The sequence below is a fragment of the Pseudomonas sp. genome (genome assembly GCF_002796985.1).
Taxonomy (GTDB): Bacteria; Pseudomonadota; Gammaproteobacteria; order Pseudomonadales; family Pseudomonadaceae; genus Pseudomonas.
The window spans coordinates 339,308-364,849 of record NZ_PEKX01000020.1 but is presented as its reverse complement, the minus strand read 5'-3'; the positions used below and the strand labels follow the sequence as shown (position 1 = coordinate 364,849).

The following is a 25,542-nucleotide window of genomic DNA, read 5'->3' as shown; positions in this document are numbered from 1 at the left end:
AATTTGTATATACATATACAGACGTTTCCCGGGGCCGTAAACTGCAAGACACCCGACGGTCGTCAGAGGACTTGTATGCACCGGTCGAATCCGGTACATGCCGGAGGCAGACTTCAGGCCTTCGCCCATCGTCGCCCAGACAAGGAGTTTCCCGTGCCCGCATCGCCCACGCCTACCTCGCCCACCGAGGGTTCGTCGCTCGCCGCGCAGATGGGGGAAATTCCCGCGCCGCTGTATGCCCGCGTCAAGCAGTTGATCATCCAGCAGATCCAGTCTGGCACCTGGCCGCCGCACCACCGCGTGCCCTCCGAGGCGGAGCTGGTCGACGAGCTGAGCGTCAGCCGCATGACCATCAACCGCGCGCTGCGCGAACTGACCGCTGACGGCCTGCTGGTGCGCATGCAGGGCGTGGGTACCTTCGTGGCGGAGCCCAAGGGCCAGTCGGCGCTGTTCCAGGTGCAGAACATCGCCGAGGAGATCACCGCCCGCGGCCACAAGCATCACTGCGTGGTGGTGCGCCTGGAAGAAGAGAACGCCAGCGCCGAGCGCGCGCTGGCGCTGGACGTGCGTGAAGGGCAGCGCATCTTCCACTCGATCCTCGTGCACTTCGAGAACGATATCCCGGTGCAGATCGAAGACCGCTATGTAAATGCCGCTGCCGCTCCGGAGTACCTGAAGCAGGACTTCACCGGGCAGACGCCGTTCGCCTACCTCACCCAGGTCGCGCCGCTGAGCGAGGGCGAGCACGTGGTCGAGGCGGTGCTGCCAAGCCCCGAGGAATGCAAGCTGCTGTCCATTGACCGCCACGAGCCTTGCCTGCTGATCCGCCGGCGCACCTGGTCGGGGCGCAATACCGTCACCAGCGCGCGCCTGCTCTATCCGGGCTCGCGCTACCGTCTGGAAGGACGTTTCAGTTCATGATCGATGTGAAGTTGCTGCGCGCCGCCGACTACCCGGCGATGCCCTGGAAGAACGGCGCGGGCACCACCCGCGAGATCGTCCGCGATGCCGGCGACGGCCTGGAAGGTTTCGGCTGGCGCGTGTCGATTGCCGACGTTGGCGCGCCGGGGCCGTTCTCCGCGTTCACCGGCTACCAGCGGGTCATCAGCGTGCTGGAAGGCGAGGGCATGCGGCTGAAGGTGGCTGGCTCCGACTCCCGCGACCTGCGTGCGCTCGATGCCTTCGCCTTCGATGGCGCAAGCGCAGTGGAGTGCACGCTGCTGGGCGGCGCAATCCGCGACTTCAATCTGATCTACTCGCCCGCTCGCTACCGGGCGCGGCTGCAGTGGTTGAAGCTGGATGGCTCGGCACACTTCTTCAGCAGCGCTTCGACGGTGCTGCTGTTCAGCGCCGGCGAGGGCATCCACGCCAGCCTGAGCGGCGCGGCCAGCGGTGTGCTGGGGCTGCATGACACGCTGATCGCCGAAGGCGACGGCGCGCTGCGCGAGTGGCGGCTGAAGGTCGCGGGCAGTGCGGATATCTGCGTGATCGAACTCGATGCACGCTGAACAGAAAAGGGCGCCGAAAGGCGCCCTTTCTTATTCGGGGGTGGTCGGGGGCGCTCTTCGTAGGATGGCGTGGAGCGAAGCGATACCCATCAATTAGCGCACGGCGATCCGCATGGGTATCGCTGCGCTTCACGCCGTCCAGTTCATTCGTGCGGGGGGCACCCGTAGGGCGGATAAGGCGGAACGCTTTATCCACCATCACGGCCGAGCGGCGGATAACGCCTTAGGCGTTATGCGCCCTACTTGGTTTCTTTCGGGTGAATCCGTGCTTTGGGCATCCCCTCACCCCACCCCCTCCCTCAGGGAGAGGGGGCAGACCGTGGCGGCTGATGCTGTGGTTTTCTTCTGCACCGAACGGTCCCCTCTCCCCTTGGGAGAGGGTTAGGGTGAGGGCTGTCCCGAGCGCAGATTTACCTGTGGCAGCAGGCTTCGTTCGCGTCACCGCGACATCAGGTGTAAAGCCGCGAATAGCCGATCCACCGGCTCATCAGACCATCCTCCACCCACGCCCGCGCCGCGGCGATGTCCGGGGCGAAGTAGCGGTCCTGTTCGTAGTGCGGTACCTGGCTGCGGATCAGCGTGCGCACTTCCTGCAGCTGCGGTGAGCTTTGCAGAGGCGCATGGAAGTCCACGCCCTGGGCGGCGGCGAGCAGCTCGATGGCGACCACGCCAGCGCTGTTGCCGGCCATGTCCTGCAGGCGGCGGGCGGCGAAGGTAGCCATGGAAACGTGGTCTTCCTGGTTGGCCGAGGTCGGCAGGCTGTCCACCGAGGCCGGGTGGGCCCAGGTCTTGTTCTCCGAGGCCAGGGCCGCCGAGGTGACCTGGGCGATCATGAAGCCGGAGTTCAAACCGCCTTCCTTGACCAGGAAGGCCGGCAGCCCGGACATCGCCGGGTCCACCAACTGGGCGATGCGCCGCTCGGACAGCGCGCCGATTTCGGCGATCACCAACGCCAGCACGTCGGCGGCCATGGCCACCGGTTCGGCGTGGAAGTTACCGCCGGACAGCACATCGCCGTCAGCGCTGAACACCAGCGGGTTGTCGGAAACCGCGTTGGCCTCGCGCAGGAAAACGCCGGCGGCGAAGCGCAGGTGATCCAGGCAGGCGCCCATCACTTGTGGCTGGCAGCGCAGCGAGTAGGGGTCCTGCACACGTTTGCAGTCGATGTGCGATTGGTTGATCGGGCTGTCGTGCAGCAGCTCGCGGTACAGCGCGGCGACCGCGATCTGCCCCGGCTGGCCGCGCACTGCCTGGATGCGCGCATCGAAGGGCACGAACGAGCCCTTCAGGGCCTCCACGCTCAGGCTGCCGGCGACCACTGCCGAGATGAACAGTCTCTCGGTGGCGAACAACCCGCGCAGGGCCAGTGCGGTGGACACCTGGGTGCCGTTGATCAGCGCCAGGCCTTCCTTCGGCCCCAGTACCAGCGGCTCGGCGCCGGCAATGGCGAGGCCCTCGGTGGCTTCGAGGATGCGTCCTTCATGGCGTACCTGGCCGACGCCCAGCAGGGTGGCGGACATATGCGCCAACGGAGCGAGATCGCCCGAGGCACCCACCGAGCCCTGCGACGGGATGCACGGGTAAACCCGCGCCCGGTACAGCTTGAGCAGCGTCTCGATCACCGGCAGACCGACGCCGGAGAAGCCGCGCGCCAGCGAGCCGATCTTCAACGCCATGATCAGCGCCACACTGGCGTCGTCCAGCAGCGGGCCGGTGCCGGTGCAGTGGGAGAGGATCAGGTTGCGCTGCAGGGTGGCGAGTTGGCCCTCGGCGATGGAGGTGCGCGCCAGCAGGCCGAAGCCGGTGTTGATGCCGTAGACGGTGCGCTGGTCGGCGATGATCTGGCTGACCGTCTGCGCGCTGCGCAGGATGGCCTCGCGACAATCCTCGGCGAGCTTCAGCTCGGGCTGAGACTGGTAGATGGCGCGCAGCTGGTCGAGGTCGAACTGGCCGGGCGTCAGGAGCAGGGTTTCGGACATGTCAGCATCCTGGTTCGGTGAAAGTGTTACCGTGGATCGTTCCTGTATATACAGGTATAGCAATCGCTGTGCCATGCGTGCCGGGGCGCGTGGTTCGGCATCTCACCTTGGTGTGCGGTGGTGCGTGAATGAAGTGAATGTCACCGCCGGTGGCATTTCCAGTCCGATGGTCGTGGGCAAATCGCGGATCGGCGGCTAAACCCAATGGGACACCAACGCGCCCGGAGACCGCCCATGTCCGCCCCACGTTGCCTGTTCGCGCTGCTGCTGGCCTTCGGCCTGTGCGCGCAGACTTTCGCCGCCTGCCCCTACCCGAAACCCGTCGTGTTCGCCGGGCTGAACTGGGAGAGCGGCATGTTCACCACCGAGGTGCTGCGCTTCATCCTGGAACAGGGCTACGGCTGCCAGACCGACGCCTTGCCGGGTAACACCGTGACCATGGAGAACGCGCTGAAGCAGAACGATATCCAGGTCACCGGCGAGCAGTGGGCCGGGCGCAGCACCGTGTGGCTGCAGGCGGAGAAGGCTGGCCAGGTGTTTTCCGTCGGCGAAACGGTGAAGGGTGCCAGCGAAGGGTGGTGGGTGCCCGATTACGTGGTGCATGGCGATGCCGCGCGCGGTATCAAGGCTTCCGCACCGGAGCTGAAATCGGTCAGCGATCTGCCGAAGTACAAGGCGCTGTTCAAGGACGACGAAGAGCCGGGCAAGGGCCGCTTCTACAACTGCCCCACCGGCTGGACCTGCGAGATCGTCAACACGCAGAAGCTCAAGGCCTACGGCCTGACGGACAGCTACGTGAACTTCCGCACCGGCGCCGGCCCCGCGCTGGATGCGGCGATCAGCTCGGCCATCGCCCAGGGCCGACCGGTGCTCTTCTATTACTGGGCGCCGACGCCGCTGCTGGGGCGCTTCAAGCTGGTGCAGCTGGAGGAGCCGCCGTTCAGCGAGGCGGCCTGGAAGACCCTGACCGACGCCAACGATCCCAACCCCAAGGGTTCGCGCTCGCTGCCGGCGAAGATCAGCATCGGCGTGTCCCGCGACTTCCACGACAAGGCGCCGGCGCTGGTGCAGGTGTTCGAGAAGGTCGAGCTGCCGCTGCCAATGTTCAACGCGCTGCTGGCGGACATGGCCGAGCACCACCGCGACGTGGCGGACGTGCGGGCGAAGTTCTTCCGAGAGCACCGGGAGCTGTGGTCGACGTGGGTGTCGGCAGAAGCGGCGACGAGGATCGATGCGGCGTTGAAGTAGCGCTTCTGATTGAGGTTCGCGAGCAGGCTCGCTCCTACAAAGAGCGCACCCTGCACACCTGTAGGAGCGAGCTTGCTCGCGAACAGTGCCGCTGCGGACTCCCATTTACTGCCCGAAAATAGCTTGTCTATACAACCTGTGTCCCTCGGTAGCGAGCGGTGTTACCGAACGCCACGAAACGGTGCAGCGAAGCCTTCTTCTGGTGCAGTTGTCTGAAAGGCGGCAGTTTTTGTCAGTCGATCACGACTCTCACTATTCATATTTTATTTCTTATAAATCAATCAGTTGATCGATGAGTATGGCGGGTGGAACATCCCGCCAACCAAGGTTGGCCTTTGCTTTGCTTATACTTGTACATACAAGCATAGACATGATGGTGGCGAGCCCCTCGGCACCTTCGAACGAACCGCCAGGCCGCCCCCATGGCCACCGATCCGAGCAAGTGAAGGAGCCTTCCGTGACCAAATTCCGCGACGTCGAAATCCGTGCCCCGCGCGGCACCCAACTGAACGCCAAGAGCTGGCTGACCGAAGCGCCGCTGCGCATGCTGATGAACAACCTCGACCCGGAAGTCGCCGAGAACCCCAAGGAGCTGGTGGTCTACGGCGGCATCGGCCGTGCCGCGCGCAACTGGGAGTGCTACGACAAGATCGTCGAGACCCTGAAAGAGCTGAATGAAGACGAGACCCTGCTGGTGCAGTCCGGCAAGCCGGTCGGCGTGTTCAAGACCCACACCAACGCCCCGCGCGTGCTGATCGCCAACTCCAACCTGGTGCCGCACTGGGCCAACTGGGAACACTTCAACGAACTGGATGCCAAGGGCCTGGCCATGTACGGCCAGATGACCGCCGGCTCGTGGATCTACATCGGCAGCCAGGGCATCGTCCAGGGCACCTACGAAACCTTCGTCGAGGCCGGCCGCCAGCACTACGACGGCAACCTCAAGGGCCGCTGGGTGCTCACCGCCGGCCTGGGCGGCATGGGCGGCGCCCAGCCGCTGGCCGCGACCCTGGCCGGTGCCTGCTCGCTGAACATCGAGTGCCAGCAGAGCCGCATCGACTTCCGCCTCGCCAGCCGCTATGTCGACGAGCAGGCCACTGACCTCGACGACGCCCTGGCGCGCATCGCCCGGTACACCGCCGAAGGCAAGGCCATCTCCATCGCCCTGCTGGGCAACGCTGCGGAAATCCTCCCGGAACTGCTCAAGCGTGGCGTGCGCCCGGACATGGTCACCGACCAGACTTCCGCCCACGACCCACTCAACGGCTACCTGCCGGCTGGCTGGAGCTGGGAGCAGTACCGCGACCGCGCGCAGACCGAACCGGCTGCCGTGGTGAAAGCCGCCAAGCAGTCCATGGCCGTGCACGTCAAAGCCATGCTGGAGTTCCAGAAGCAGGGCGTGCCGACCTTCGACTACGGCAACAACATCCGCCAGATGGCCAAGGAAGAAGGCGTGTCCAACGCTTTCGACTTCCCCGGTTTCGTCCCGGCCTACATCCGCCCGCTGTTCTGCCGTGGCGTCGGTCCGTTCCGCTGGGCCGCGCTGTCGGGCGACGCCGAGGACATCTACAAGACCGACGCCAAGGTGAAGGAGCTGATCGCCGACGACGCCCACTTGCACCGCTGGCTGGACATGGCCCGCGAGCGCATCAGCTTCCAGGGCCTGCCGGCGCGCATCTGCTGGGTCGGCCTGGGCCAGCGCGCCAAGCTCGGCCTGGCGTTCAACGAAATGGTCCGCAGTGGTGAGCTGAAGGCGCCGATCGTGATCGGCCGCGACCACCTCGACTCCGGCTCGGTTTCCAGCCCCAACCGCGAGACCGAAGCCATGCAGGACGGCTCCGACGCCGTGTCCGACTGGCCGCTGCTCAACGCCCTGCTGAACACCGCCAGCGGCGCCACCTGGGTCTCGCTGCACCACGGCGGCGGCGTGGGCATGGGCTTCTCCCAGCACTCGGGCATGGTGATCGTCTGCGATGGTACCGACGAGGCCGCTGCGCGTATCGCCCGCGTACTGACCAACGACCCAGGCACCGGCGTGATGCGCCATGCCGACGCGGGTTATCAGATCGCTATTGATTGCGCCAAGGAGCAGGGCCTGAACCTGCCGATGATCACCGGCAAGTAAGGCGCGGCGAAAAACGTAGGGCGCATAACGCGCCAGCGTTATCCGCCGGAACAACGGCGCATAACCTGTTCCAGGTTATGCGTCCTACGTACCTGTAGCGCAGTAGCAAATCAGGACCATGGAAAGGGCCGCCGCACCGCTGGGTGCGGCGGCTCGGTCCTTAAAGAAGCAGTACATCGACAGACAATAAATCCCTTCGGGAGAACAATAACGATGTCCCAGGCCAGTGATAGCTCCAAACCCCTGATCGAAGTGCGTTCGATCAACTACATCCCCGAGGCCGAGCGCCACGGCAAGCTCTACAGCCAGTTCACCCTGTGGCTGGGTGCCAACCTGCAGATCACCGCCATCGTCACCGGCGCCCTGGCCGTGGTGCTGGGCGGTGATGTGTTCTGGTCGCTGATCGGCCTGCTCATCGGCCAACTGCTGGGCGGCGGCGTGATGGCGCTGCACGCGGCGCAAGGGCCGAAACTCGGCCTGCCGCAGATGATCTCCAGCCGCGTGCAGTTCGGCGTCTATGGCGCGGCCATCCCGATCGTGCTGGTGTGCCTGATGTACCTGGGCTTCACCGCCACCGGCACGGTGCTCTCCGGCCAGGCGCTGGGCCAGCTGTTCGGCGTCAGCGACAGCGTCGGCATCCTGATGTTCGCCAGCGTCATCGTGCTGGTGACCGTGCTCGGCTACCGGGTGATTCACGTCATCGGCCGTATCGCCAGCGTCATCGGGGTGATCGCCTTCGTCTACCTGTTCAGCCGCCTGGTCAGCCAGACCGACGTCGGCGCGCTGCTGGAAATCCGCCACTTCACCTGGAGCAGCTTCCTGCTCGCAGTATCCCTGGCCGCTTCCTGGCAGATCGCCTTCGGCCCCTACGTGGCCGACTACTCGCGCTACCTGCCGAGCAAGACTTCCCCGGTGAAGACCTTCCTCGCCGTGGGTGCGGGCTCGGTGATCGGCGCGCAGGTGGCGATGATCTTTGGCGTGTTCGCCGCGGCCGGGGCCAACGGGCAATTCGCCGGCCACGAAGTGGCCTACATCGTCGGCCTGAGCGGCAGTGGCGCCGTCGCCGCGCTGCTGTACTTCAGCATCGCCTTCGGCAAGATCACCATCTCGACGCTGAACTCCTACGGCAGCTTCATGTGCATCGCCACGGTGATCAGCGGCTTCCGCGGCCACCTGGAAGTGAGCCGCGTGCAGCGCCTGGTGTTCGTCCTGCTGATCGTCGGCGCCGCGACCCTGATCGCGCTGCTCGGCCAGCATTCGTTCCTCGGTGCATTCAAGTCCTTCATCCTCTTCCTGCTGGCCTTCTTCACTCCGTGGAGTGCGGTCAACCTGGTGGACTACTACTGCATCACCCGCGAGCACTACGACGTGCCGGCGCTGGCTGATCCGGACGGCCGCTACGGTCGCTGGAACATCCCCGGCATCAGCGTCTATGTGATCGGCGTGCTGGTGCAGCTGCCGTTCATTTCCACCAAGTTCTACACCGGCCCGCTGGTGGATGCCCTGGGCGGCGTGGATATCTCCTGGATCATCGGCCTCGTGGTCCCGGCCGTTCTCTATTACCTGGTCGCCCGCCGCGTTACGCGCGCAGTACCGGACCGGCTGATCCTGCCGGCCCGCACCTGAACAGACCGGCCCGGCCGCGCGGCCACAAGCACGCGCGGCCCTTGGACTGCCCAACCTCATTCACGTTTAGGAGCATCAGATGAACACCACCAAGAAGACGTTGCTGGGCCTGTTCCTGTCCGCCGGGTTGCTGGGCGGCACCGTGGCTTCGGCCCAGGCCGCCGGCTGGTGCGAGAGTGGCAAGCCGGTAAAGTTCGCCGGGCTGAACTGGGAGAGCGGCATGCTGCTCACCGACCTCATGCAGATCATCCTGAAGAACGGCTATGGCTGTGAAACCGACAGCCTGCCGGGCAACTCCATCACCATGGAGCAGGCGCTGGCGAACAACGACATCCAGATCTTCAGCGAAGAGTGGGTTGGCCGCAGCGACGCCTGGAACAAGGCCGCCGCCGCCAACAAGGTGGTCGGCGTGGGTGCGCCCATCGTTGGTGCGACCGAAGGCTGGTACGTGCCGCGCTTCGTGATCGAGGGCGACAAGGCCCGAGGCATCGAAGCCAGCGCGCCGAAACTCAAGACTATTCCTGATCTTGCGCAGTACCCCGAAGTCTTCCGCGACCAGGAAGAGCCGGGCAAGGGCCGCTTCTACAACTGCCCGGCCGGCTGGACCTGTGAGCTGGAAAACTCCGAGATGCTGAAGAAGTACGGCCTCGAGGACAAATACACCAACTTCCGCCCCGGCACCGGCCCGGCCCTGGATGCCGCCGTGCTGTCGAGCTACAAGCGCAAGGAGCCTATCCTCTTCTACTACTGGTCGCCGACGCCGCTGATGGGCCAGGCCGACCTGGTCAAGCTGGAGGAGCCGGGCGTGAACAAGGACGTGAAGATCCAGGTCGGCCTGTCCAAGGCCTTCCACGATCAGGCCCCGGAACTGGTGGCGGTGCTGGAGAAGGTCAACCTGCCCATCGACCTGCTGAACCAGAACCTGGCGAAGATGGCCAAGGAGAAACTCACCTCCGAGCAACTGGCCAAGGCCTTCCTCAAGGAGCACCCGGAAGTGTGGAGCACCTGGGTCAGCGAGGACGCTGCGAAGAAGGTCCAGGCCGCGCTCTGACGCTGCCGAACCCGCAAGGAGCCCCGGCTCCTTGCGGTGATGCCCACTCCTGACGAGTACGTGCCATGTTTCCCGAACGCTTCACCTTCTCCATCGCCGACTGGGTCAACGGTTGGGTCGATGCCCTGGTCACCAACTACGGCGACGTGTTCCGCCACATCTCCGACACCCTGCTGTGGGCCATCGTCAACCTGGAGAGCGTGCTGCGGGCCACTCCCTGGTGGCTGATGCTGGCCATCGTCGCCGGTATCGCCTGGCACGCCACCCGGCGCATCCTGCCGACCGTGGTGATCGTCGGGCTGCTGTTCCTGGTGGGCGCCGTGGGCCTGTGGGACAAGCTGATGCAGACCCTCGCGCTGATGATGGTCGCCACCCTCATCTCGGTGCTGATCGGCATCCCGCTGGGCATCCTCGCCGCGCGCAGCGACCGCTTCCGCGCCGTGCTGCTGCCCCTGCTGGACATCATGCAGACCATGCCCAGCTTCGTGTACCTGATCCCGGTGCTGATGCTGTTCGGCCTGGGCAAGGTGCCGGCGATCTTCGCCACCGTGATCTATGCCGCGCCGCCGCTGATCCGCCTCACCGACCTGGGGATTCGCCAGGTCGACCGCGAGGTGATGGAAGCCATCACCGCCTTCGGCGCCAACCGCCGCCAGCAATTGTTCGGGGTGCAGCTGCCGCTGGCGCTGCCGAGCATCATGGCCGGCATCAACCAGACCACCATGATGGCCCTGTCGATGGTGGTCATCGCCTCGATGATCGGCGCCCGTGGCCTGGGTGAGGACGTGCTGGTGGGCATCCAGACGCTCAACGTCGGCAAGGGCCTGGAGGCGGGCCTCGCCATCGTCATCCTCGCCGTGGTCATCGACCGCATCACCCAGGCTTACGGCCGCTCGCGCCACCATGAGGCCAGCAAATGAGCAAGATCCAGGTCAAGAACGTCTACAAGATCTTCGGTGCCCGCGCCGACAAGGCGCTGGAGATGATCCGCCAGGGCAAGAGCAAGGCCGAGGTGCTCGCCGCCACCGATTGCGTGGTCGGCGTCAACGACCTCTCGCTGTCCATCGAGGCCGGGGAAATCTTCGTCATCATGGGCCTCTCCGGCTCCGGCAAGTCGACCCTGGTGCGCCACTTCAACCGCCTGATCGACCCCACCAGCGGGCAGATCCTGGTGGATGGCGAAGACGTGCTCGCCTACGACGCCGCCGCGCTGGAGAACTTCCGCCGGCGCAAGATCAGCATGGTGTTCCAGAGCTTCGGCCTGCTGCCGCACAAGAGCGTGCTCGACAACGTCGCCTACGGCCTGAAGATCCGTGGCGAGAGCAAGGCGCTGTGCCAGGAGCGCGCGCTGCACTGGATCAATACCGTGGGCCTCAAGGGCTACGAGAAGTCCTACCCGCATCAGCTCTCCGGTGGCATGCGCCAGCGCGTCGGCCTGGCCCGCGCACTGGCCGCGGACACCGACATCATCCTCATGGACGAGGCCTTCAGCGCCCTCGACCCGCTGATCCGCGCGGACATGCAGGACCAGTTGCTGGAGCTGCAGAAAACCCTGCACAAGACCATCGTCTTCATCACCCACGACCTCGATGAAGCCGTGCGCATCGGCAACCGCATCGCCATCCTCAAGGACGGCCAGTTGATCCAGGTCGGCGCGCCCGCCGACATCCTGCACAAGCCCGCCGACGAGTACGTCGACCGCTTCGTCCAGCGTCGCGTCGCGGCGATCTGACGCCCCATCGGTGCCATCGGACGGGGGAGGGTGCTCCCTTGTCCGCTGATCTCAAGGAGTAGTTCTGCATGTCGTCCCCCTCCATCGTCACCTTCGGCAACGGCCCGCTGCGCTGGCAGGATCTCGTTGCAGTGGCGCGCCACGGCGCTTCACTGCAACTGGCGCCAGCCGCCTGGGCGCGTATCGAAAACGCCCATGGCATCGTCGAGCGCATCGTCAGCCGGGGTGAGCGGGCCTATGGCATCAGCACCGGCCTGGGTGCGCTGTGCAACGTGGTGCTGCAGGGCGAGCAACTGGCGCAGCTCTCGCGCAACACCCTGCTCAGTCACGCTTGCGGCGTGGGCGAGCCGCTGAAGGACGAACAGACCCGCGCGATCATCGCCGCCGCCATCGTCAACTACAGCCATGGCAAATCCGGCCTGCACCGCCGCGTGGTGGAAGCGCTGCTGGCGCTGCTCAATCACGGCATTACCCCGCGCGTTCCATCGCAAGGTTCGGTCGGCTACCTGACCCACACGGCCCACGTCGGCGTGGCGCTGCTGGGCATCGGCGAGGTGAGCTATCGCGGCGAGGTCGTTCCCGCTGCCCGCGCCCTGGCCGACGAAGGCCTGGAACCGGTGCAGCTGGGCGCCAAGGACGGGCTCTGCCTGGTCAACGGCACGCCGTGCATGACCGGCCTGAGCTGCCTTGCCCTCGACGAGGCGACCCGCCTCGCGCAGTGGGCCGACGTGATCGGCGCCATGAGCTTCGAGGCCCTGCGCGGTCAGATCGACGCGTTCGACGCCGAGATCATCGCGCTCAAGCCGCACCCGGGCATGCAGAAGGTCGGCGCCAACCTGCGCGCGCTGCTCGAAGGTAGCGAAGTCGTCGCCAGCAGCAAGGGCATCCGCACCCAGGACGCCCTGAGCATTCGCTCCATGCCGCAGATTCACGGCGCCTGCCGCGACCAGCTGGAACACGCAGCGAAACAGATCGAGACCGAGCTCAATTCCGCCACCGACAACCCGCTGGTGCTGGGCACCCCGGACGACTACCGCGTGGTGTCCCAGGCCAACCCCCACGGCGAATCCGTGGCCATGGCCGCCGACCTGCTGGCGATCGCCGTGGCCGAACTGGGCGGGGTTTCCGAGCGCCGCCTGGACCGCCTGGTGAACCCGCTGGTCAGCGGCCTGCCGGCCTTCCTGGTGAGCCAGCCGGGCGTCAACTCGGGAATGATGATCGCCCAGTACGTCGCCGCCTCCCTGGCCGGCGAGAACCGCCAGCTGGCGCAACCCGCCGTGCTGGATAACTTCGTCACCTCCGGCCTGCAGGAAGACCACCTGAGCCTGGGCACCAGTGCCGCGCTCAAGCTCGGCCGCGCCCTGGACAACAGCCGGCGCATCCTCGCCATCGAATACCTGCTGGCCGCCCAGGCCTTCGAATTCCTCAAGCCGCAGCGCTTCGGCAGCGGCACCGACTGCGCCTGGAGCCTGCTGCGCGAGCAGGTGCCGGCCTATGACAGCGACCGCTGGCTGGCGCCGGACATCGCCCGCGCGGCCGAGCTGCTGGCCAACCCGGCGGCGCTGCACAGCGTCGGCGCGAGCATCGGGAGATTGCAATGAAACACCTCTGGCAGCACTGCCACGCGGCGACCCTGAAAGACGGGCGCTACTCGATCATCGAGGACGCCGCGATCATCACCGAAGGCGAGCGCATCGCCTGGATCGGCCCGCGCGCCGAACTGCCCGAGCGCCCGGTGCAGAGCACCGACCTGGGCGGCGCCTGGGTCACGCCCGGCTTCATCGACTGCCATACCCACCTGGTATTCGGCGGCGACCGCAGCGGCGAATTCGAGCAGCGCCTGAATGGCGTGAGCTACGCCGAGATCGCCGCAGCTGGCGGCGGCATCGCCAGCACCGTGCGCGCCACCCGCGAGGCCAGCGAGGACGAACTGCTGGCCAGCGCGATCAAGCGTGCCCGCCCGCTGCTGGCCGATGGTGTGACGGTGCTGGAAGTGAAGTCCGGCTACGGCCTGGACCTGGACAGCGAGCGGCGCATGCTGCGCGTGGCCCGCCGCCTGGAGCAGGAGCTGCCGGTGACGGTGCGCACCACCTGCCTGTCTGCCCACGCCTTGCCACCCGAATACGCCGGCCGCGCCGACGAGTACATCGAGCAGGTCTGCAATCACATTCTCCCGGCGCTGGCCGAAGAGGGGCTGGTGGACGCCGTGGACGCCTTCTGCGAGCACCTGGCGTTCTCCCCGGCGCAGGTCGAGCGAGTATTCCAGGCTGCCGAGCGCTTGGGCCTGCCGGTGAAACTGCACGCCGAACAACTGTCCTCGCTGCATGGCTCCAGCCTTGCCGCACGTTATGGCGCGCTGTCCGCCGATCACCTGGAATTCATGGACGAGAGCGACGCCATCGCCATGGCCGAGGCCGGCACCGTCGCCGTGCTGCTGCCGGGAGCCTTCTTCGTCCTGCGCGAAACCCAATTGCCGCCGATGGATGCCCTGCGCAAGCACGGCGTGCACATCGCCATCGCCAGCGACCTCAACCCCGGCACCTCGCCAGCGTTGTCCCTGCGCCTGATGCTGAACATGGCCTGCACCGCCTTCCGCCTGACTCCGGAAGAAGCACTGGCCGGCGTCACCCTCAACGCCGCGCGGGCGCTGGGCATGGCCGACAGCCACGGCAGCCTGGAAGCGGGCAAGGTCGCCGACTTCATCGCCTGGGACATCCAGCGCCCCGCCGAACTCGCCTACTGGCTCGGCGGCGACCTGCCCAAGCGCGTCATTCGTCACGGCGAAGAGCTGTGAATCTGCTCTTAGTAGCAGCGAGCTTGCTCGCGAACAGCCCCGCTGCGGAGTCCGGTTCGCGAGCAATAACGATGGCGTCCCCCTCGCTCCTACACGCAATGCGTACATCTCGCCCGTATTGGAGATAGCCCTTCATGGACAAGGTTCTCGAATTCAAACGCGGCCGCGTGCCCCTGCTGATCAGCATGCCGCACCCCGGCATCCGCCTGACCCCAGCGGTGGAAAACGGCCTGGTGGACGAGGCCCGCGAACTGGCCGACACCGACTGGCACATCCCGCAGCTCTACGCCTTCGCCGAGGAACTGGGCGCCAGCACCCTGGCCGCCGGCTACTCGCGCTACGTCATCGACCTCAATCGCCCGGCCGACGACAAACCGCTGTACAGCACCGCCACCACCGGCCTCTACCCGGACACCCTGTTCGACGGCCGCCCGCTATTCAAGGGCGGCCAGACGCCTTCGCCCGAAGAGCGCGCGCGTTACCTCGCCGAAATCTGGACGCCCTACCATCGCACCCTGGCCGACGAGCTGGCGCGCCTGAAGGCCGAGTTCGGCTACGCACTGCTGTGGGATGCCCACTCCATCGCCTCGGTGATCCCGCACCTGTTCGACGGCAAGCTGCCGGACCTCAACATCGGCACCAACAGCGGCGCGAGCTGCGATGCAGAGCTGGCCGAGCGATTGGTCGCGGTGTGCGCCGATGCCCCGGCCTACCGGCACATCCTCAACGGCCGCTTCAAGGGTGGGCATATCACTCGTCAATACGGCCAGCCGCAGGACAACGTGCACGCGGTGCAACTGGAACTCGCGCAGTGCAACTACATGGATGAACAGGCGCCCTTCGGCTACCGCGAAGACCTCGCCGCGCCGACCGCCCAGGTACTCCGGCGCATGCTGGAAACCTTCATCGCCTGGGGCCGCGAGCGCTACGGCCGCTGAGTTTTACGCAGCTTCCTGCCGCGCCGGGATTGTCGGCGCGGCGCCGCCGGACCACGCATCCCGGCGGCGCTTCCCTGGTGTGGCAGGGGGCTGTCTTTTATTCGAAGCGGTGCTGCGCCAGCTGATTCTCAGCGTGCCGCACCAGCATCTCCAGCAGCAGCGCCTGGGTGTGCGGCGGCGTTTCGTCGGCGCGGGTCAGGGCGTAGAGCGTGACCTTCACAACGGGTGTCAGGGTGCGCTGCACTGTCAGGCGTTCGTCGGCGCCCAGCGCGGTGAAGGGGTCGACCAGTGCCAAGCCCGTTCCTGCCTCCACCAGCGTGCGCGCCAGCGCATAGGTCTGCACCGCGATGCGCACGCGCGGTGGCGGTTCGACGTTGGCCAGATGGCTTTCCAGGCGGGCGGACAGCGGGTCGGAAGTGGACAGCCCGATCATCGGTTCGCCGGCCAGTTCGTCCAGCGTCAGCGGCTGCCCCAAACGCTCCGCCGGCCAGTGGCCGCGCGGTGCCAGGGCGACCAGCGGGCCGCTGGCGATGGGCTGCGAGCGCAGGCCGGGGTGGTCGGTCTGTTGCAGGGTCAGGGCGAGGTCGAGTTCGCGCATCAGCAGGTTCTGCACCAGTTCGCGGGAGTGCTGGGTGGCCAGCTCGCAACTGCTCTGCGGGTAGCGGTCGGTCCATTCGCGGATCACTGGCGGTAGCAGCGACAGCGCCATGGCCGGTGTGGCGCCCACGCGCAGGCGATTCTCCGGCTGGCCGCGCAGGCTCTGCGCGAGGCGGCGCACGCCCTGCAGGCTTTCGCTGACCTTGGCCACTTCGCGCTCCAGTTCCAGCGCCTCGGGCGTCGCCTGCAACTTTCCGCGCACGCGCAGGAAGAGTGGGAAGCCCAGTTGCTGCTCGGCGTGCTGCAACACCTTGGTCACCGCCGGCTGCGAGACGTGTAGCAGTTGCGCGGCGCCGCTGACCGAGCCGGTCTCGCGGATGGCCTGGAACACTTCGATATGGCGCAGGCGCATGGGCGTCTTCCCTTGTGTGAGTGACCTGCGCGTATAACGCAAGGTTATGGGTTGCCCATGTTTATTCATTGTTCGCCGTCTGTCACCCGGGCCTAAGGTCGAGGCCAGGATTGGATTGGCAGTGAGACGGCAATGGCACAGCGGGTTTGCATCATCGGCGCGGGCGTGGTCGGGCTGGCCACGGCGCAGGCGCTGGTCCTCGAAGGCTTCGAGGTGACCGTACTGGAAGCGCGGGATCGGGCCGGGCTGGAAACCAGCTTCGCCAACGGCGGCCAACTGTCGTACCGCTACGTGGCGCCGCTGGCCGATGCCGGCGTGCCGCAGCAGGCGCTGGGCTGGCTGCTGCGTGGGGACTCGCCGCTGCGCCTGCGCCCGCGCCTGGACTTGGCGCAGTGGCGCTGGCTGCTGGAGTTCACTGCCGCTTGCCGGCGCTCGGTGAACCAGGCCAATGCCAAACACCTGCTGCGTCTCGCGCTGTTCAGCCAGGCTACGCTGGCGCAGTGGCGCGAAGACGGGCTGGACGGTTTCGACTGGCGGCGCAACGGCAAGCTGGTGGCCTTCCGCGATGAAGGCAGCTTCCGCAGCGCGCGGCAGAACCTGTCCGATCCCTCCGAGCAGTTTGTGCTCTCGGCGCAGCAGTGCCGCGAGCTGGACCCGGCGCTGGAGCGCGCGCCCTTCGTCGGTGGCATCCACACGCCGGACGAGGAGGTCGCCGACTGCTTCCTGTTCTGCCAGCGGCTGGCCGAGCGGCTTGAGGCGTCCGGTCGTTGCCGCATCGTCTACGGCCATCCGGCGTCCCGGCTGATCCTGCGCAACGGCGCCGTGGCGGGCGTGGAGGCGGGTGTGGAAAGCTTCGAGGCCGATCACGTCGTGCTCGCCGCCGGCTACCGCAGCGCCGCGCTGCTGCCGGGTGGGCCGCGCTTGCCGCTGTATCCGCTGAAGGGCTACAGCCTGACCGCGCCGATCCGCAGCGGCGACCACGCGCCGGACGTGAGCCTCACCGACTACGACCGCAAGGTGGTCTATGCGCGCATTGGCGAGCAACTGCGCATCGCCGCCATGGTCGACATCGTCGGCTTCGACCCGCGCCTGGAGCCCAAGCGGCTGGCGCTGATCCGCCAGCAGGCGGCGGACACCCTGCCCGATGCCTGCGACTACGGCGCGGCCATCGAATGGGCCGGCATGCGCCCGGCCACGCCCACCGGCGTGCCGCTGGTGGGTGCCTGCGGGCCGCGCGGGCTTTGGCTCAACCTCGGCCACGGCGCGCTGGGCTTCACCCTGGCCTGCGGCAGCGCGCAACTGATCGCCGCGCAGATTGCCGGGCGCCGGCCGGCTATCGACACCAGCGGCCTGACGCCCGAGCGGCTGGCTGGCTGATTCCATCGGATTTAGGAGACTCACCATGCAACTCACACGCATCGCCACCAACGACCGCCTCTCCGGCGCTATGGTCTTCGGCTCGCTGGTGTTCCTCTCTGGGCAGGTGCCCGGTCAGGCCACCGATATCCAGGGCCAGACCCGCGAAGTGCTGGCGAAGATCGACTCATTGCTGGCCGAAGCCGGCACCGACAAGGCGAACATCCTCAGCGCGACCATTTACCTGAAGGACATCGCGGCCGACTTCGAGGCCATGAACGGTGTCTGGTCCGCCTGGCTGCCCGAAGGCTGCGCACCGACACGTACCACGGTGCAGGCGCTGCTGGCGCGACCTTCAGTGCTGGTGGAAATCACGGTGATCGCCGCGCGGCCCTGAACCTCAATCCGACTGACAACAACAAGAGAGGCACGCAATCCATGAAACGACTTGCACTGGGAATGCTGGCGGCGTCCAGCCTGGTCTGCGCGCTGGCGCAGGCGAACGAAGCGCTGGACGGCACGCTGAAGAAAGTCGCCGATCGCGGCACGATAACCCTGGGTTATCGCGACGCCTCGGTGCCGTTTTCCTACCTGGGCGACAACAGCGGCCAGCCCATGGGCTACTCGGTGGACCTGGCCGGCAAGGTGGTCGAGCGCATCCGGCAGAAGCTCGACAAGCCTGACCTGGCGGTGAAGTACAACCTGGTGACCTCGCAGACGCGTATCCCACTGGTGCAGAACGGCACCGTCGATCTGGAGTGCGGTTCCACCGGCGTCACTGCCGAGCGCCTGAAGCAGGTCGCCTTCTCCTACGGTTTCATCTACGTGAAGGGGCAGTTGCTCACCGCCAAGGACAGCGGCATCCAGGGGTTCGACGATCTCAAGGGCAAGAATGTGGTGACCACCGCCGGCACCACCAACGAGCGCTACCTCAAGGCCTACAACGCCGAGCACAAGCTGGGCATGAACGTGGTCAGCGCCAAGGACCACGGCGAAGCTTTCCTCATGCTGCAGTCCGGCCGCGCGGTGGCCTTCTATATGGATGACGCGCTGCTCTACGGCGAGAAGGCCAAGGCTCGCGATCCGCACCAGTGGGTAGTGGTGGGCGAGCCGCAGTCGCGGGAAATCTACGCCTGCATGGTGCGCAGGGACGATCCGCAGTTCCTCGCCCTGGTCAACCAGACCCTGGCCGAGCTGTATTCGTCTGGCGAGATCAAGGGCATCTACCAGCGCTGGTTCGAGCAGCCGATCCCGCCGAAGAACCTCAACCTGGAATTCCCCATGACCGCCGAGCTGCAGGCGATCATCGCCAAGCCCACCAGCGAGCCGGTGCAGTAACGCCGCTAGCGTTGCAGGCCGAGGTGGCGGATCAGTGGCTGCGCCTCGGCCAGGCGTTCCCAGACGTCGTCGAGCAATTCGGCGGGGTAGTAGGAGGGCAGGCGCGGCAGCTCCTGGCGTGGCACCCAGGCGACCTCGCGGATGTCGAATTCGTCGCCGCCCATGCCGCGCAGGTTGTCCAGGCTGACCCGGCCGTCCCAGGCATCTACGCGGTAGAACAGTTCCATGTGGAAGCGCCCGGCCACCGGCTCGGCGAACTCGCGCACGTAGACCAGCGGGCCAACTTCCACCGCCAGCCCGGTTTCCTCCCGGCACTCGCGGCGCACCGTGTCGCGGGTGGAGTCGTCCTTGTCCGACTCGAAGCCGCCGCCCGGCGGAATCCAGTACACGTCGCCGGCCACCTCGTGGCGCACCAGCAGGATTTCGTCGTTGCGCAGCAGCAGGCCGGCGGCGCGGATTCGGTGTTGCAGGGGGGAAGTCATTGCCAGTCGAGCCTCGCCAGTTTCCAGTCTGAGCCGTCGCGCCACCATTCCAGCTTCACGGCGTAATGCCCGGCGCTGTCGGGGATGAGGTTCTCGGCGCCGGTGAGGGCCACCTGCGCGTCGGTGTGGCCGCGATTGGCGTAGGTCGGGTCGATCCGGCTCTCGCTGCTGAGCAGGATCACCTTGACCTGCTGGTGGCGCAGAAACATCAGCGTCATGGTGCGCTTGGCCCAGTTGCGGTCGAACTCGCCGTTGGCGCGGAAATCGCCGGCCAGCTGATCGATCACGGCCCCGCTATTCTTGGCTTCGAGGTTGTCCTGCAATTGTTTGACGGCGGCGTCCTGTTGCGTGCGCGGGTCGTCCCGGCCGCAACCGCTCAGGGCGAACAGCAGCAGGAACAGAGAAAGAAACAACTTCCGTGGCATGGCTCACTAACTCCCTTATGGGTTTTTCGCTGGCCCGAGTATCATGCCCGACACCGTGGGGGCCGAAGACTTTCGATGGAAGTCGTGCTGCGGCAACGCGACTTTCTATAAGTAGGCGACAGGCCCTAGGATGGTTACTGGTCCGGAGCGACCGTACGCACTGATCCAGGAGCGAGCCATGCAAACTTTGTATCCGGAACTCAAGCCCTACGCCCGCCATGAACTGGCCGTCGAGGAGCCGCACGTCATCTATGTGGATGAGAGTGGCACACCCGACGGATTGCCGGTTCTGTTCATCCATGGCGGCCCGGGCTCCGGTTGCGATGCCATGTCGCGGCGCTTCTTCGACCCCAACCTGTATCGCATCGTCACCTTCGACCAGCGCGGCTGTGGCCGCTCCACGCCTTACGCCAGCCTGGAGAACAACACCACCTGGCACCTGGTGCAGGACATCGAGCGCATCCGCGAGCACCTGGGCATCGACAAGTGGGTGCTGTTCGGCGGCTCCTGGGGCTCGACCCTGTCGCTGGCCTACGCCCAGACCCATCCCGAGCGTGTGCTGGCGCTGATCGTGCGTGGCATTTTCCTCTGCCGCCCGCAGGAAATCCGCTGGTTCTACCAGGAGGGCGCGAGCCGCCTGTTCCCCGATTACTGGGAGGACTACCTGGCGCCGATTCCGGCCGACGAACATGACGACCTGCTGCACGCCTTCCATCGCCGTCTGACCGGCCCGGATCAGATCGCCCAGATGCACGCCGCGCGCGCCTGGTCCACGTGGGAGGGGCGCACCGCCACGCTGCGGCCGAATCCGGCGGTGGTGGAACGCTTCGCCGACCCGCACCGCTCGCTGTCCATCGCCCGCATCGAGAACCACTACTTCGTCAACGACGGCTTCCTGGAACCCAACCAGTTGCTGCGTGACATGCACAAGATCGCCCACCTGCCGGGCGTGATCGTCCACGGCCGCTACGACGTGGTCTGCCCGCTGGATAACGCCTGGGCGCTGCACAAGGCCTGGCCCAACAGCGAGCTGCAGATCGTCCGCGAGGCCGGTCACGTGGCGGCTGAACCGGGTATCACCGATGCGCTGGTGCGCGCCACCAACGAGATCGGCCGGCGCCTGCTGAACCTGCCGCCGGAGGCTGAATGAAGGGTCTGATCCAGCGGGTGCGTGGCGCCCGCGTCGAGGTCGAGGGCGAGATCGTCGGCGCCATCGACCATGGCCTGCTGGCCCTGGTGGGCGTCGAGCCCCAGGATGATGAAGAATCGGTCAATCGTTTGCTGCACAAGCTGCTTAACTATCGAGTGTTTGGCGACGATGACGGTAAAATGAACCTTTCATTGAGCGATGTCGGCGGCGGCCTGCTGCTGGTGTCGCAGTTCACCCTGGCCGCGGATACCCGCAAGGGGCTGCGGCCGAGCTTTTCCAGCGCGGCGCCACCTGAAAAGGGCGCCGCGTTGTTCGATCTACTCGTGGAGCAGGCGCGAGAGCGTCATCCGCTGGTTGCCACTGGCCGTTTTGGCGCCAACATGCAGGTCCACCTGGTCAATGACGGTCCGGTGACCTTTCTACTGGAGGCTTGAACGCGCGGCAGCTTGTCATATCGCCGTGGGATGATGGTTAGGGCTTATGCATCTAGAACAATGCGCCTCCGGGAGCCGGAAGTACCCGCGGAAAAAATCGGGGAATCATTCAGGCTCACCGGGGTCGGAATTCAATCGCCGGCAAATTGGCATCGCCTTTGCTGGCTTTAATCGTTTTGTGTTCACGGACGAGGGGGACTCGTGATTTTCCGTTCCGTTCAACAATCGCTTTCGCGCCAAATCCTTCGCGGACTGGTCGGCTCCGCCCTGTTGGCGTTGAGCGCTACCCATGCCTGGGCCTTCAATCTCGACGACGTTGGCGAAAAGGCCAAGGCGCTGGCTGCTGAGAAGTACAGCGCACCGACGAGCAACCTGCCATCGGAATTCAGCGAAATGAAGTTCGCTGACTACCAGCAGATCCGCTTCCGCAACGAGAAGGCCTATTGGGCCGACGAGAAGACCCCCTTCAAGATCAGCTTCTATCACCAGGGCATGCACTTCGACACCCCGGTGAAGATCAACGAAGTCACGGCGACCGACGTCAAGGAAATCAAGTACGATCCCTCCCGTTTCGATTTTGGTTCGCTGAAATTCGACGAGAATGCCACCAAAGATCTGGGCTACGCCGGCTTCCGCCTGCTGTACCCGATCAACTCTGCCGACAAGCAGGACGAGATCGCTACCTTCCTGGGCGCGAGCTACTTCCGCATCATCGGCAAGGATCAGTGGTGGGGCCTGTCCGCCCGTGGCCTGGCGCTCGACACCGCGTTGCCGTCGGGGGAGGAATTCCCGCGCTTCCGCGAGTTCTGGATCGAGAAGCCCAAGCCCAAGGACAAGCACCTGGTGATCTTCGCGCTGCTGGATTCGCCCCGTGCGACTGGCGCGTACCGCTTCACCATCCGTCCGGGCAACGACACGGTGGTCGATGTGAAGGCTCGCGTGTTCCTGCGCGACAAGGTCACCAAGCTGGGCCTGGCGCCGCTGACCAGCATGTTCCTGTTCGGCTCCAATCAGCCTTCCGCGGAACACAACTTCCGTCCGGAACTGCATGACTCCACCGGCCTGCAGATCCATGCTGGCAACGACGAGTGGATCTGGCGTCCGCTGAACAACCCGAAACACCTGTCCGTCAGCGCCTACAGCGTCGAGAACCCGAAAGGCTTCGGCCTGCTGCAGCGTGGCCGCGAGTTCTCCCGCTACGAGGATCTGGACGACCGCTACGACCTGCGCCCGTCCGCCTGGGTCGAGCCGCAAGGTGACTGGGGCAAGGGCACCATCGAACTGGTGGAGATCCCGACTCCGGACGAGACCAACGACAACATCGTTGCTTTCTGGAACCCCGAGAAGCGCCCGGAAGCCGGCGAGCCGCTGGACTTCGCCTACCGCATGCGCTGGACCAAGGACGAGCAGGCCCTGCACGATCCGAAGAACGCCTGGGTCATGCAGACCCTGCGCTCGGTCGGTGACGTGAAGCAGAAGAACCTGATCCGTCAGCCTGACGGCAGCGTTGCCCTGGTCGTCGACTTCGTTGGCCCGACCCTGAAGGCGCTGGCTGGCGATGCCCCGGTGAGCACCCAGGTAAGCACCGACGACAACGCCGAGGTCAAGGAAAACAGCCTGCGCTACAACGCAGTGACCCAGGGATGGCGTCTGACTCTGCGGGTCAAGGTCAAGGATCCGAAGAAGCCGACGGAAATGCGTGCTGCGCTGGTTAACGGCGGCCAGACCATTTCCGAAACCTGGAGCTACCAGCTGCCTGCCGATGAATAACTCCACCACTACCACCGCGCCGGTGGCCGACTATCTCGCGCACCTGCCGCTTTCGGCGCAGGAGCGTGAGCGGTTGGCCCAGGCCGGTTCCTTCAGCGAGCTGCACGAGCAGCTCGCTGGCGATACCCAGGGTGAAGATGCTGCACTGGCCTCGGTCGGTGCGCGTCTGCGCCATGGCTACGGCCAGGACCTCGACGACGCCCAGATGCTGGGCATGGACGACAACGGCCGCACCTACCTCCGGGCCGCGCCACCGATCCAGCGCACCAAGGTGATTCCCGAGCCCTGGCGCACCAACCCGATCATGCGCGGCTGGCGTCGCCTCACCGGGCGCAGCAACCCGTCCAAGCCTGCCCGCGACCTGCCCAAGGCACGCTGGCAGCGGGTCGGTTCGTTGCGCCGGTTTATCCTGGTCCTGCTCATGCTCGGCCAGACCAGCGTCGCCACCTTCTACATGAAAGGCATCCTGCCCTATCAGGGATGGGCCTTCGTCGACCTGGAAGAGATCAACCGCCAGACCTGGCTGCAGACGTTGGAACAGGTGGTGCCGTACGTCATCCAGTTCGGTGTGTTGGCGCTGTTCGCCATCCTCTTCTGCTGGGTCTCGGCTGGTTTCTGGACCGCCCTGATGGGCTTCTGGGAGCTGCTTACCGGGCGTGACCGCTACCGCATCTCCGGGAGCAGCGCGGGTAGCGAGCCGATCGCCGCTGACGCGCGCACTGCCATCGTCATGCCGATCTGCAACGAGGACGTCCCGCGCGTCTTCGCCGGCCTGCGGGCGACCTACGAGTCGGTGGCGGCCAGCGGCGAGCTGGATCGTTTCGACTTCTTCGTGCTCAGCGACACCAACCAGCCCGACATCGCCATGGCCGAAGAAAAGGCCTGGATCGAGCTGTGCAAGGACGCCCTGGGCTTTGGTCGCATCTTCTACCGCCGCCGTCGGCGCCGGGTGAAGCGCAAGAGCGGCAACATCGACGACTTCTGCCGTCGCTGGGGCGGTCAGTACAAGTACATGGTCGTCATGGACGCCGACAGCGTGATGAGCGGGGACTGCCTGACCAAGCTGGTGCGTCTGATGGAGGCCAACCCCGAGGCTGGCATCATCCAGACCGCGCCCAAGGCGTCGGGCATGGACACCCTCTATGCACGCATGCAGCAGTTCGCCACGCGCGTCTACGGCCCGCTGTTCACCGCCGGCCTGCACTTCTGGCAACTGGGCGAATCCCACTACTGGGGCCACAACGCGATCATCCGGGTGAAACCCTTTATCGAGCACTGCGCCCTGGCGCCGCTGCCGGGCAAGGGCTCCTTTGCCGGTGCGATCCTCTCCCACGACTTCGTCGAAGCCGCGCTGATGCGTCGCGCCGGCTGGGGTGTGTGGATCGCCTACGACCTGGAAGGCAGCTACGAGGAATTGCCGCCCAACCTGCTGGACGAGCTCAAGCGCGACCGCCGCTGGTGCCACGGTAACCTGATGAACTTCCGCCTGTTCCTGGTCAAGGGCATGCACCCGGTGCACCGCGCGGTGTTCCTCACTGGCGTGATGTCCTACCTGTCGGCGCCGCTGTGGTTCTTCTTCCTGGTGCTGTCCACCGCGCTACTGGCGGTGCACCAACTGATGGAGCCGCAGTACTTCCTGGAGCCGCGCCAGCTGTTCCCGATCTGGCCGCAGTGGCACCCGGAGAAGGCCATCGCGTTGTTCTCCACCACCCTGACCCTGCTGTTCCTGCCCAAGCTGCTCAGCGTCATGCTGATCTGGGCCAAGGGCGCCAAGGGTTACGGCGGTGTGATCAAGGTGACGATGAGCATGCTGCTGGAGATGTTCTTCTCCGTGCTGCTCGCCCCGGTGCGCATGCTCTTCCACACCCGCTTCGTGTTGGCCGCGTTCCTCGGCTGGGAAGCCCAGTGGAAGTCGCCGCAACGTGACGACGATGACACCCCGTGGAGCGAGGCGATTCGTCGCCACGGCCTGCAAACCCTGTTGGGCCTGTGCTGGGCGCTGCTGGTGGCGTGGCTGAATCCGCGCTTCCTGTGGTGGCTGTCGCCCATCGTCGGCGCGCTGATGCTGTCGATCCCGGTCTCGGTGATCAGTAGCCGGGTCAAGCTGGGCCTGGCTTCGCGCGACGAGAAGCTGTTCCTTATCCCTGAGGAATACGACACCCCGCGCGAACTGCGAGCCACCGACGAGTACACCTACCAGAACCGCTGGCAGGCGCTGAAGGATGGCTTCGTCCGCTCCGCCGTGGACCCGGTGCTGAACGCCCTGGCCTGCGCCATGGGCACTGCCCGCCACGGCCAGTCCGCCGCCATCGAAGCCACGCGCACTGCGCTGGTCGAGAAAGCGCTGGAGGCCGGCCCCGAGCAGCTCGACGGCAATCGCCGACTGGCGCTGCTGAGCGATCCGGTGGCGCTGTCGCGCCTGCACCTGGCGCTGTGGCAGAACGACAAGGAGCAGTGGATCGGTCCTTGGCGTCACTCGCTGCAGGCCGATGCCCATGCCCCGGCCGTGCCCCTGGCTCCCGTGGCGGAACAGGGCGCCATGGCGCTGCCCGCCGCGCAATCCTGACCGCGAGTCGC

The 25,542-nt window shown here is 65.9% G+C and carries 22 protein-coding genes; 18 read left to right on the top strand and 4 right to left on the bottom strand.

Translation table 11 applies throughout. From position 1 onward, the window contains the following. Positions 1-210: 210 nt before the first annotated feature. Positions 211-921, top strand: coding sequence for a histidine utilization repressor (gene hutC, locus CTR55_RS24005; protein ID WP_296290363.1), 711 nt, complete (start codon positions 211-213; stop codon positions 919-921). After that, positions 918-1,508 carry a HutD family protein gene (locus tag CTR55_RS24000; protein WP_296290015.1) on the top strand — a complete coding sequence of 197 codons (591 nt, stop codon included), beginning with the start codon at positions 918-920 and terminating at the stop codon, positions 1,506-1,508. Before hutC ends, CTR55_RS24000 begins: the two co-directional genes overlap by 4 nt. A gap of 449 nt (positions 1,509-1,957) precedes the next feature. Here CTR55_RS24000 and hutH (CTR55_RS23995) read toward each other — a convergent pair whose 3' ends face one another. Then, entirely contained in the window at positions 1,958-3,487 is a 1,530-nt protein-coding gene (gene hutH, locus CTR55_RS23995) for a histidine ammonia-lyase (RefSeq protein WP_296290012.1), read from the bottom strand. Between the two features lie 234 nt (positions 3,488-3,721). On the opposite strand from hutH (CTR55_RS23995), the gene CTR55_RS23990 reads away from it, so the two are divergent. The 9 genes from CTR55_RS23990 (at position 3,722) to hutG (ending at position 15,001) form a co-directional block, all read left to right on the top strand. Next, entirely contained in the window at positions 3,722-4,735 is a 1,014-nt protein-coding gene (locus CTR55_RS23990; RefSeq protein ID WP_296290010.1) for an ABC transporter substrate-binding protein, read from the top strand. A gap of 442 nt (positions 4,736-5,177) precedes the next feature. Next, complete coding sequence (gene hutU / locus CTR55_RS23985; RefSeq protein WP_296290009.1) at positions 5,178-6,860, top strand: urocanate hydratase; 1,683 nt, start codon at positions 5,178-5,180, stop codon at positions 6,858-6,860. A 213-nt stretch (positions 6,861-7,073) separates the two neighbouring features. Next, positions 7,074-8,486: a cytosine permease gene (locus tag CTR55_RS23980; RefSeq protein WP_296290007.1), complete on the top strand. Its 1,413-nt coding sequence runs from the start codon at positions 7,074-7,076 to the stop codon at positions 8,484-8,486. A 79-nt stretch (positions 8,487-8,565) separates the two neighbouring features. Continuing rightward, the gene (locus CTR55_RS23975; protein WP_296290006.1) at positions 8,566-9,537 is read left to right on the top strand and encodes an ABC transporter substrate-binding protein; all 972 of its coding nucleotides are present in this window, start codon (positions 8,566-8,568) and stop codon (positions 9,535-9,537) included. 65 nt (positions 9,538-9,602) lie between these two features. Then, positions 9,603-10,457, top strand: a complete 855-nt coding sequence (locus CTR55_RS23970; protein WP_296290005.1) for a proline/glycine betaine ABC transporter permease — start codon at positions 9,603-9,605, stop codon at positions 10,455-10,457. After that, positions 10,454-11,269 (top strand): glycine betaine/L-proline ABC transporter ATP-binding protein, encoded by an 816-nt coding sequence (locus tag CTR55_RS23965; protein WP_296290004.1) that lies wholly within the window; start codon positions 10,454-10,456, stop codon positions 11,267-11,269. The genes CTR55_RS23970 and CTR55_RS23965 overlap by 4 nt, the downstream gene beginning before the upstream one ends. 68 nt (positions 11,270-11,337) lie before the next feature. Then, entirely contained in the window at positions 11,338-12,870 is a 1,533-nt protein-coding gene (hutH, locus tag CTR55_RS23960) for a histidine ammonia-lyase (protein WP_296290003.1), read from the top strand. After that, entirely contained in the window at positions 12,867-14,063 is a 1,197-nt protein-coding gene (gene hutI, locus CTR55_RS23955; RefSeq protein ID WP_296290001.1) for an imidazolonepropionase, read from the top strand. Before hutH (CTR55_RS23960) ends, hutI begins: the two co-directional genes overlap by 4 nt. A gap of 134 nt (positions 14,064-14,197) precedes the next feature. Then, positions 14,198-15,001 (top strand): N-formylglutamate deformylase, encoded by an 804-nt coding sequence (gene hutG, locus CTR55_RS23950; protein ID WP_296290000.1) that lies wholly within the window; start codon positions 14,198-14,200, stop codon positions 14,999-15,001. Between the two features lie 97 nt (positions 15,002-15,098). On the opposite strand, the gene CTR55_RS23945 is transcribed toward hutG, so the two are convergent. After that, positions 15,099-16,010 (bottom strand): LysR substrate-binding domain-containing protein, encoded by a 912-nt coding sequence (locus tag CTR55_RS23945; protein ID WP_296289998.1) that lies wholly within the window; start codon positions 16,008-16,010, stop codon positions 15,099-15,101. Positions 16,011-16,142: 132 nt separating this feature from the next. Between CTR55_RS23945 and CTR55_RS23940 the strand changes: the two genes are divergently transcribed. From CTR55_RS23940 to CTR55_RS23930, 3 genes are read left to right on the top strand one after another with little or no spacing between them, the layout of a single operon-like run. Then, on the top strand, positions 16,143-17,387 hold the full coding sequence (locus CTR55_RS23940) for a D-amino acid dehydrogenase (protein WP_296289997.1): 1,245 nt from the start codon (positions 16,143-16,145) through the stop codon (positions 17,385-17,387). Between the two features lie 25 nt (positions 17,388-17,412). After that, the gene (locus CTR55_RS23935; protein ID WP_296289995.1) at positions 17,413-17,763 is read left to right on the top strand and encodes a RidA family protein; all 351 of its coding nucleotides are present in this window, start codon (positions 17,413-17,415) and stop codon (positions 17,761-17,763) included. A 41-nt stretch (positions 17,764-17,804) separates the two neighbouring features. Next, positions 17,805-18,704: a transporter substrate-binding domain-containing protein gene (locus CTR55_RS23930; protein ID WP_296289994.1), complete on the top strand. Its 900-nt coding sequence runs from the start codon at positions 17,805-17,807 to the stop codon at positions 18,702-18,704. Between the two features lie 5 nt (positions 18,705-18,709). Here CTR55_RS23930 and CTR55_RS23925 read toward each other — a convergent pair whose 3' ends face one another. Together CTR55_RS23925 and CTR55_RS23920 are read right to left on the bottom strand one after the other, a co-directional pair. Further along, positions 18,710-19,186: an NUDIX domain-containing protein gene (locus CTR55_RS23925; RefSeq protein ID WP_296289992.1), complete on the bottom strand. Its 477-nt coding sequence runs from the start codon at positions 19,184-19,186 to the stop codon at positions 18,710-18,712. Beyond that, complete coding sequence (locus tag CTR55_RS23920; RefSeq protein ID WP_296289990.1) at positions 19,183-19,611, bottom strand: hypothetical protein; 429 nt, start codon at positions 19,609-19,611, stop codon at positions 19,183-19,185. The genes CTR55_RS23925 and CTR55_RS23920 overlap by 4 nt, the downstream gene beginning before the upstream one ends. Before the next feature lie 178 nt (positions 19,612-19,789). Between CTR55_RS23920 and pip the strand changes: the two genes are divergently transcribed. The 4 genes from pip to mdoH all read left to right on the top strand — a co-directional run bounded on the left by pip (position 19,790) and on the right by mdoH (position 25,531). Then, the gene (pip, locus tag CTR55_RS23915) at positions 19,790-20,761 is read left to right on the top strand and encodes a prolyl aminopeptidase (RefSeq protein WP_296289988.1); all 972 of its coding nucleotides are present in this window, start codon (positions 19,790-19,792) and stop codon (positions 20,759-20,761) included. Further along, positions 20,758-21,195 carry a D-aminoacyl-tRNA deacylase gene (dtd, locus tag CTR55_RS23910; RefSeq protein ID WP_296289987.1) on the top strand — a complete coding sequence of 146 codons (438 nt, stop codon included), beginning with the start codon at positions 20,758-20,760 and terminating at the stop codon, positions 21,193-21,195. Before pip ends, dtd begins: the two co-directional genes overlap by 4 nt. Before the next feature lie 201 nt (positions 21,196-21,396). Further along, positions 21,397-22,965: a glucan biosynthesis protein G gene (locus CTR55_RS23905; RefSeq protein ID WP_296289985.1), complete on the top strand. Its 1,569-nt coding sequence runs from the start codon at positions 21,397-21,399 to the stop codon at positions 22,963-22,965. After that, on the top strand, positions 22,958-25,531 hold the full coding sequence (mdoH, locus tag CTR55_RS23900) for a glucans biosynthesis glucosyltransferase MdoH (protein WP_296289983.1): 2,574 nt from the start codon (positions 22,958-22,960) through the stop codon (positions 25,529-25,531). The genes CTR55_RS23905 and mdoH overlap by 8 nt, the downstream gene beginning before the upstream one ends. The last annotated feature ends 11 nt before the right edge of the window (positions 25,532-25,542 follow it).

Coding starts and splice junctions, on each gene's coding strand:
- mdoH (WP_296289983.1), top strand. CDS start 22,958: ATGAATAACTCCACCACTACCACCGCGCCGGTGGCCGACTATCTCGCG.
- dtd (WP_296289987.1), top strand. CDS start 20,758: ATGAAGGGTCTGATCCAGCGGGTGCGTGGCGCCCGCGTCGAGGTCGAG.
- hutH (WP_296290012.1), bottom strand. CDS start 3,487: ATGTCCGAAACCCTGCTCCTGACGCCCGGCCAGTTCGACCTCGACCAG.
- CTR55_RS24000 (WP_296290015.1), top strand. CDS start 918: ATGATCGATGTGAAGTTGCTGCGCGCCGCCGACTACCCGGCGATGCCC.
- CTR55_RS23940 (WP_296289997.1), top strand. CDS start 16,143: ATGGCACAGCGGGTTTGCATCATCGGCGCGGGCGTGGTCGGGCTGGCC.
- hutG (WP_296290000.1), top strand. CDS start 14,198: ATGGACAAGGTTCTCGAATTCAAACGCGGCCGCGTGCCCCTGCTGATC.
- CTR55_RS23990 (WP_296290010.1), top strand. CDS start 3,722: ATGTCCGCCCCACGTTGCCTGTTCGCGCTGCTGCTGGCCTTCGGCCTG.
- CTR55_RS23965 (WP_296290004.1), top strand. CDS start 10,454: ATGAGCAAGATCCAGGTCAAGAACGTCTACAAGATCTTCGGTGCCCGC.
- CTR55_RS23925 (WP_296289992.1), bottom strand. CDS start 19,186: ATGACTTCCCCCCTGCAACACCGAATCCGCGCCGCCGGCCTGCTGCTG.
- pip (WP_296289988.1), top strand. CDS start 19,790: ATGCAAACTTTGTATCCGGAACTCAAGCCCTACGCCCGCCATGAACTG.
- CTR55_RS23975 (WP_296290006.1), top strand. CDS start 8,566: ATGAACACCACCAAGAAGACGTTGCTGGGCCTGTTCCTGTCCGCCGGG.
- hutC (WP_296290363.1), top strand. CDS start 211: ATGGGGGAAATTCCCGCGCCGCTGTATGCCCGCGTCAAGCAGTTGATC.
- hutH (WP_296290003.1), top strand. CDS start 11,338: ATGTCGTCCCCCTCCATCGTCACCTTCGGCAACGGCCCGCTGCGCTGG.
- hutI (WP_296290001.1), top strand. CDS start 12,867: ATGAAACACCTCTGGCAGCACTGCCACGCGGCGACCCTGAAAGACGGG.
- CTR55_RS23945 (WP_296289998.1), bottom strand. CDS start 16,010: ATGCGCCTGCGCCATATCGAAGTGTTCCAGGCCATCCGCGAGACCGGC.
- CTR55_RS23920 (WP_296289990.1), bottom strand. CDS start 19,611: ATGCCACGGAAGTTGTTTCTTTCTCTGTTCCTGCTGCTGTTCGCCCTG.
- CTR55_RS23970 (WP_296290005.1), top strand. CDS start 9,603: ATGTTTCCCGAACGCTTCACCTTCTCCATCGCCGACTGGGTCAACGGT.
- CTR55_RS23980 (WP_296290007.1), top strand. CDS start 7,074: ATGTCCCAGGCCAGTGATAGCTCCAAACCCCTGATCGAAGTGCGTTCG.
- CTR55_RS23930 (WP_296289994.1), top strand. CDS start 17,805: ATGAAACGACTTGCACTGGGAATGCTGGCGGCGTCCAGCCTGGTCTGC.
- CTR55_RS23935 (WP_296289995.1), top strand. CDS start 17,413: ATGCAACTCACACGCATCGCCACCAACGACCGCCTCTCCGGCGCTATG.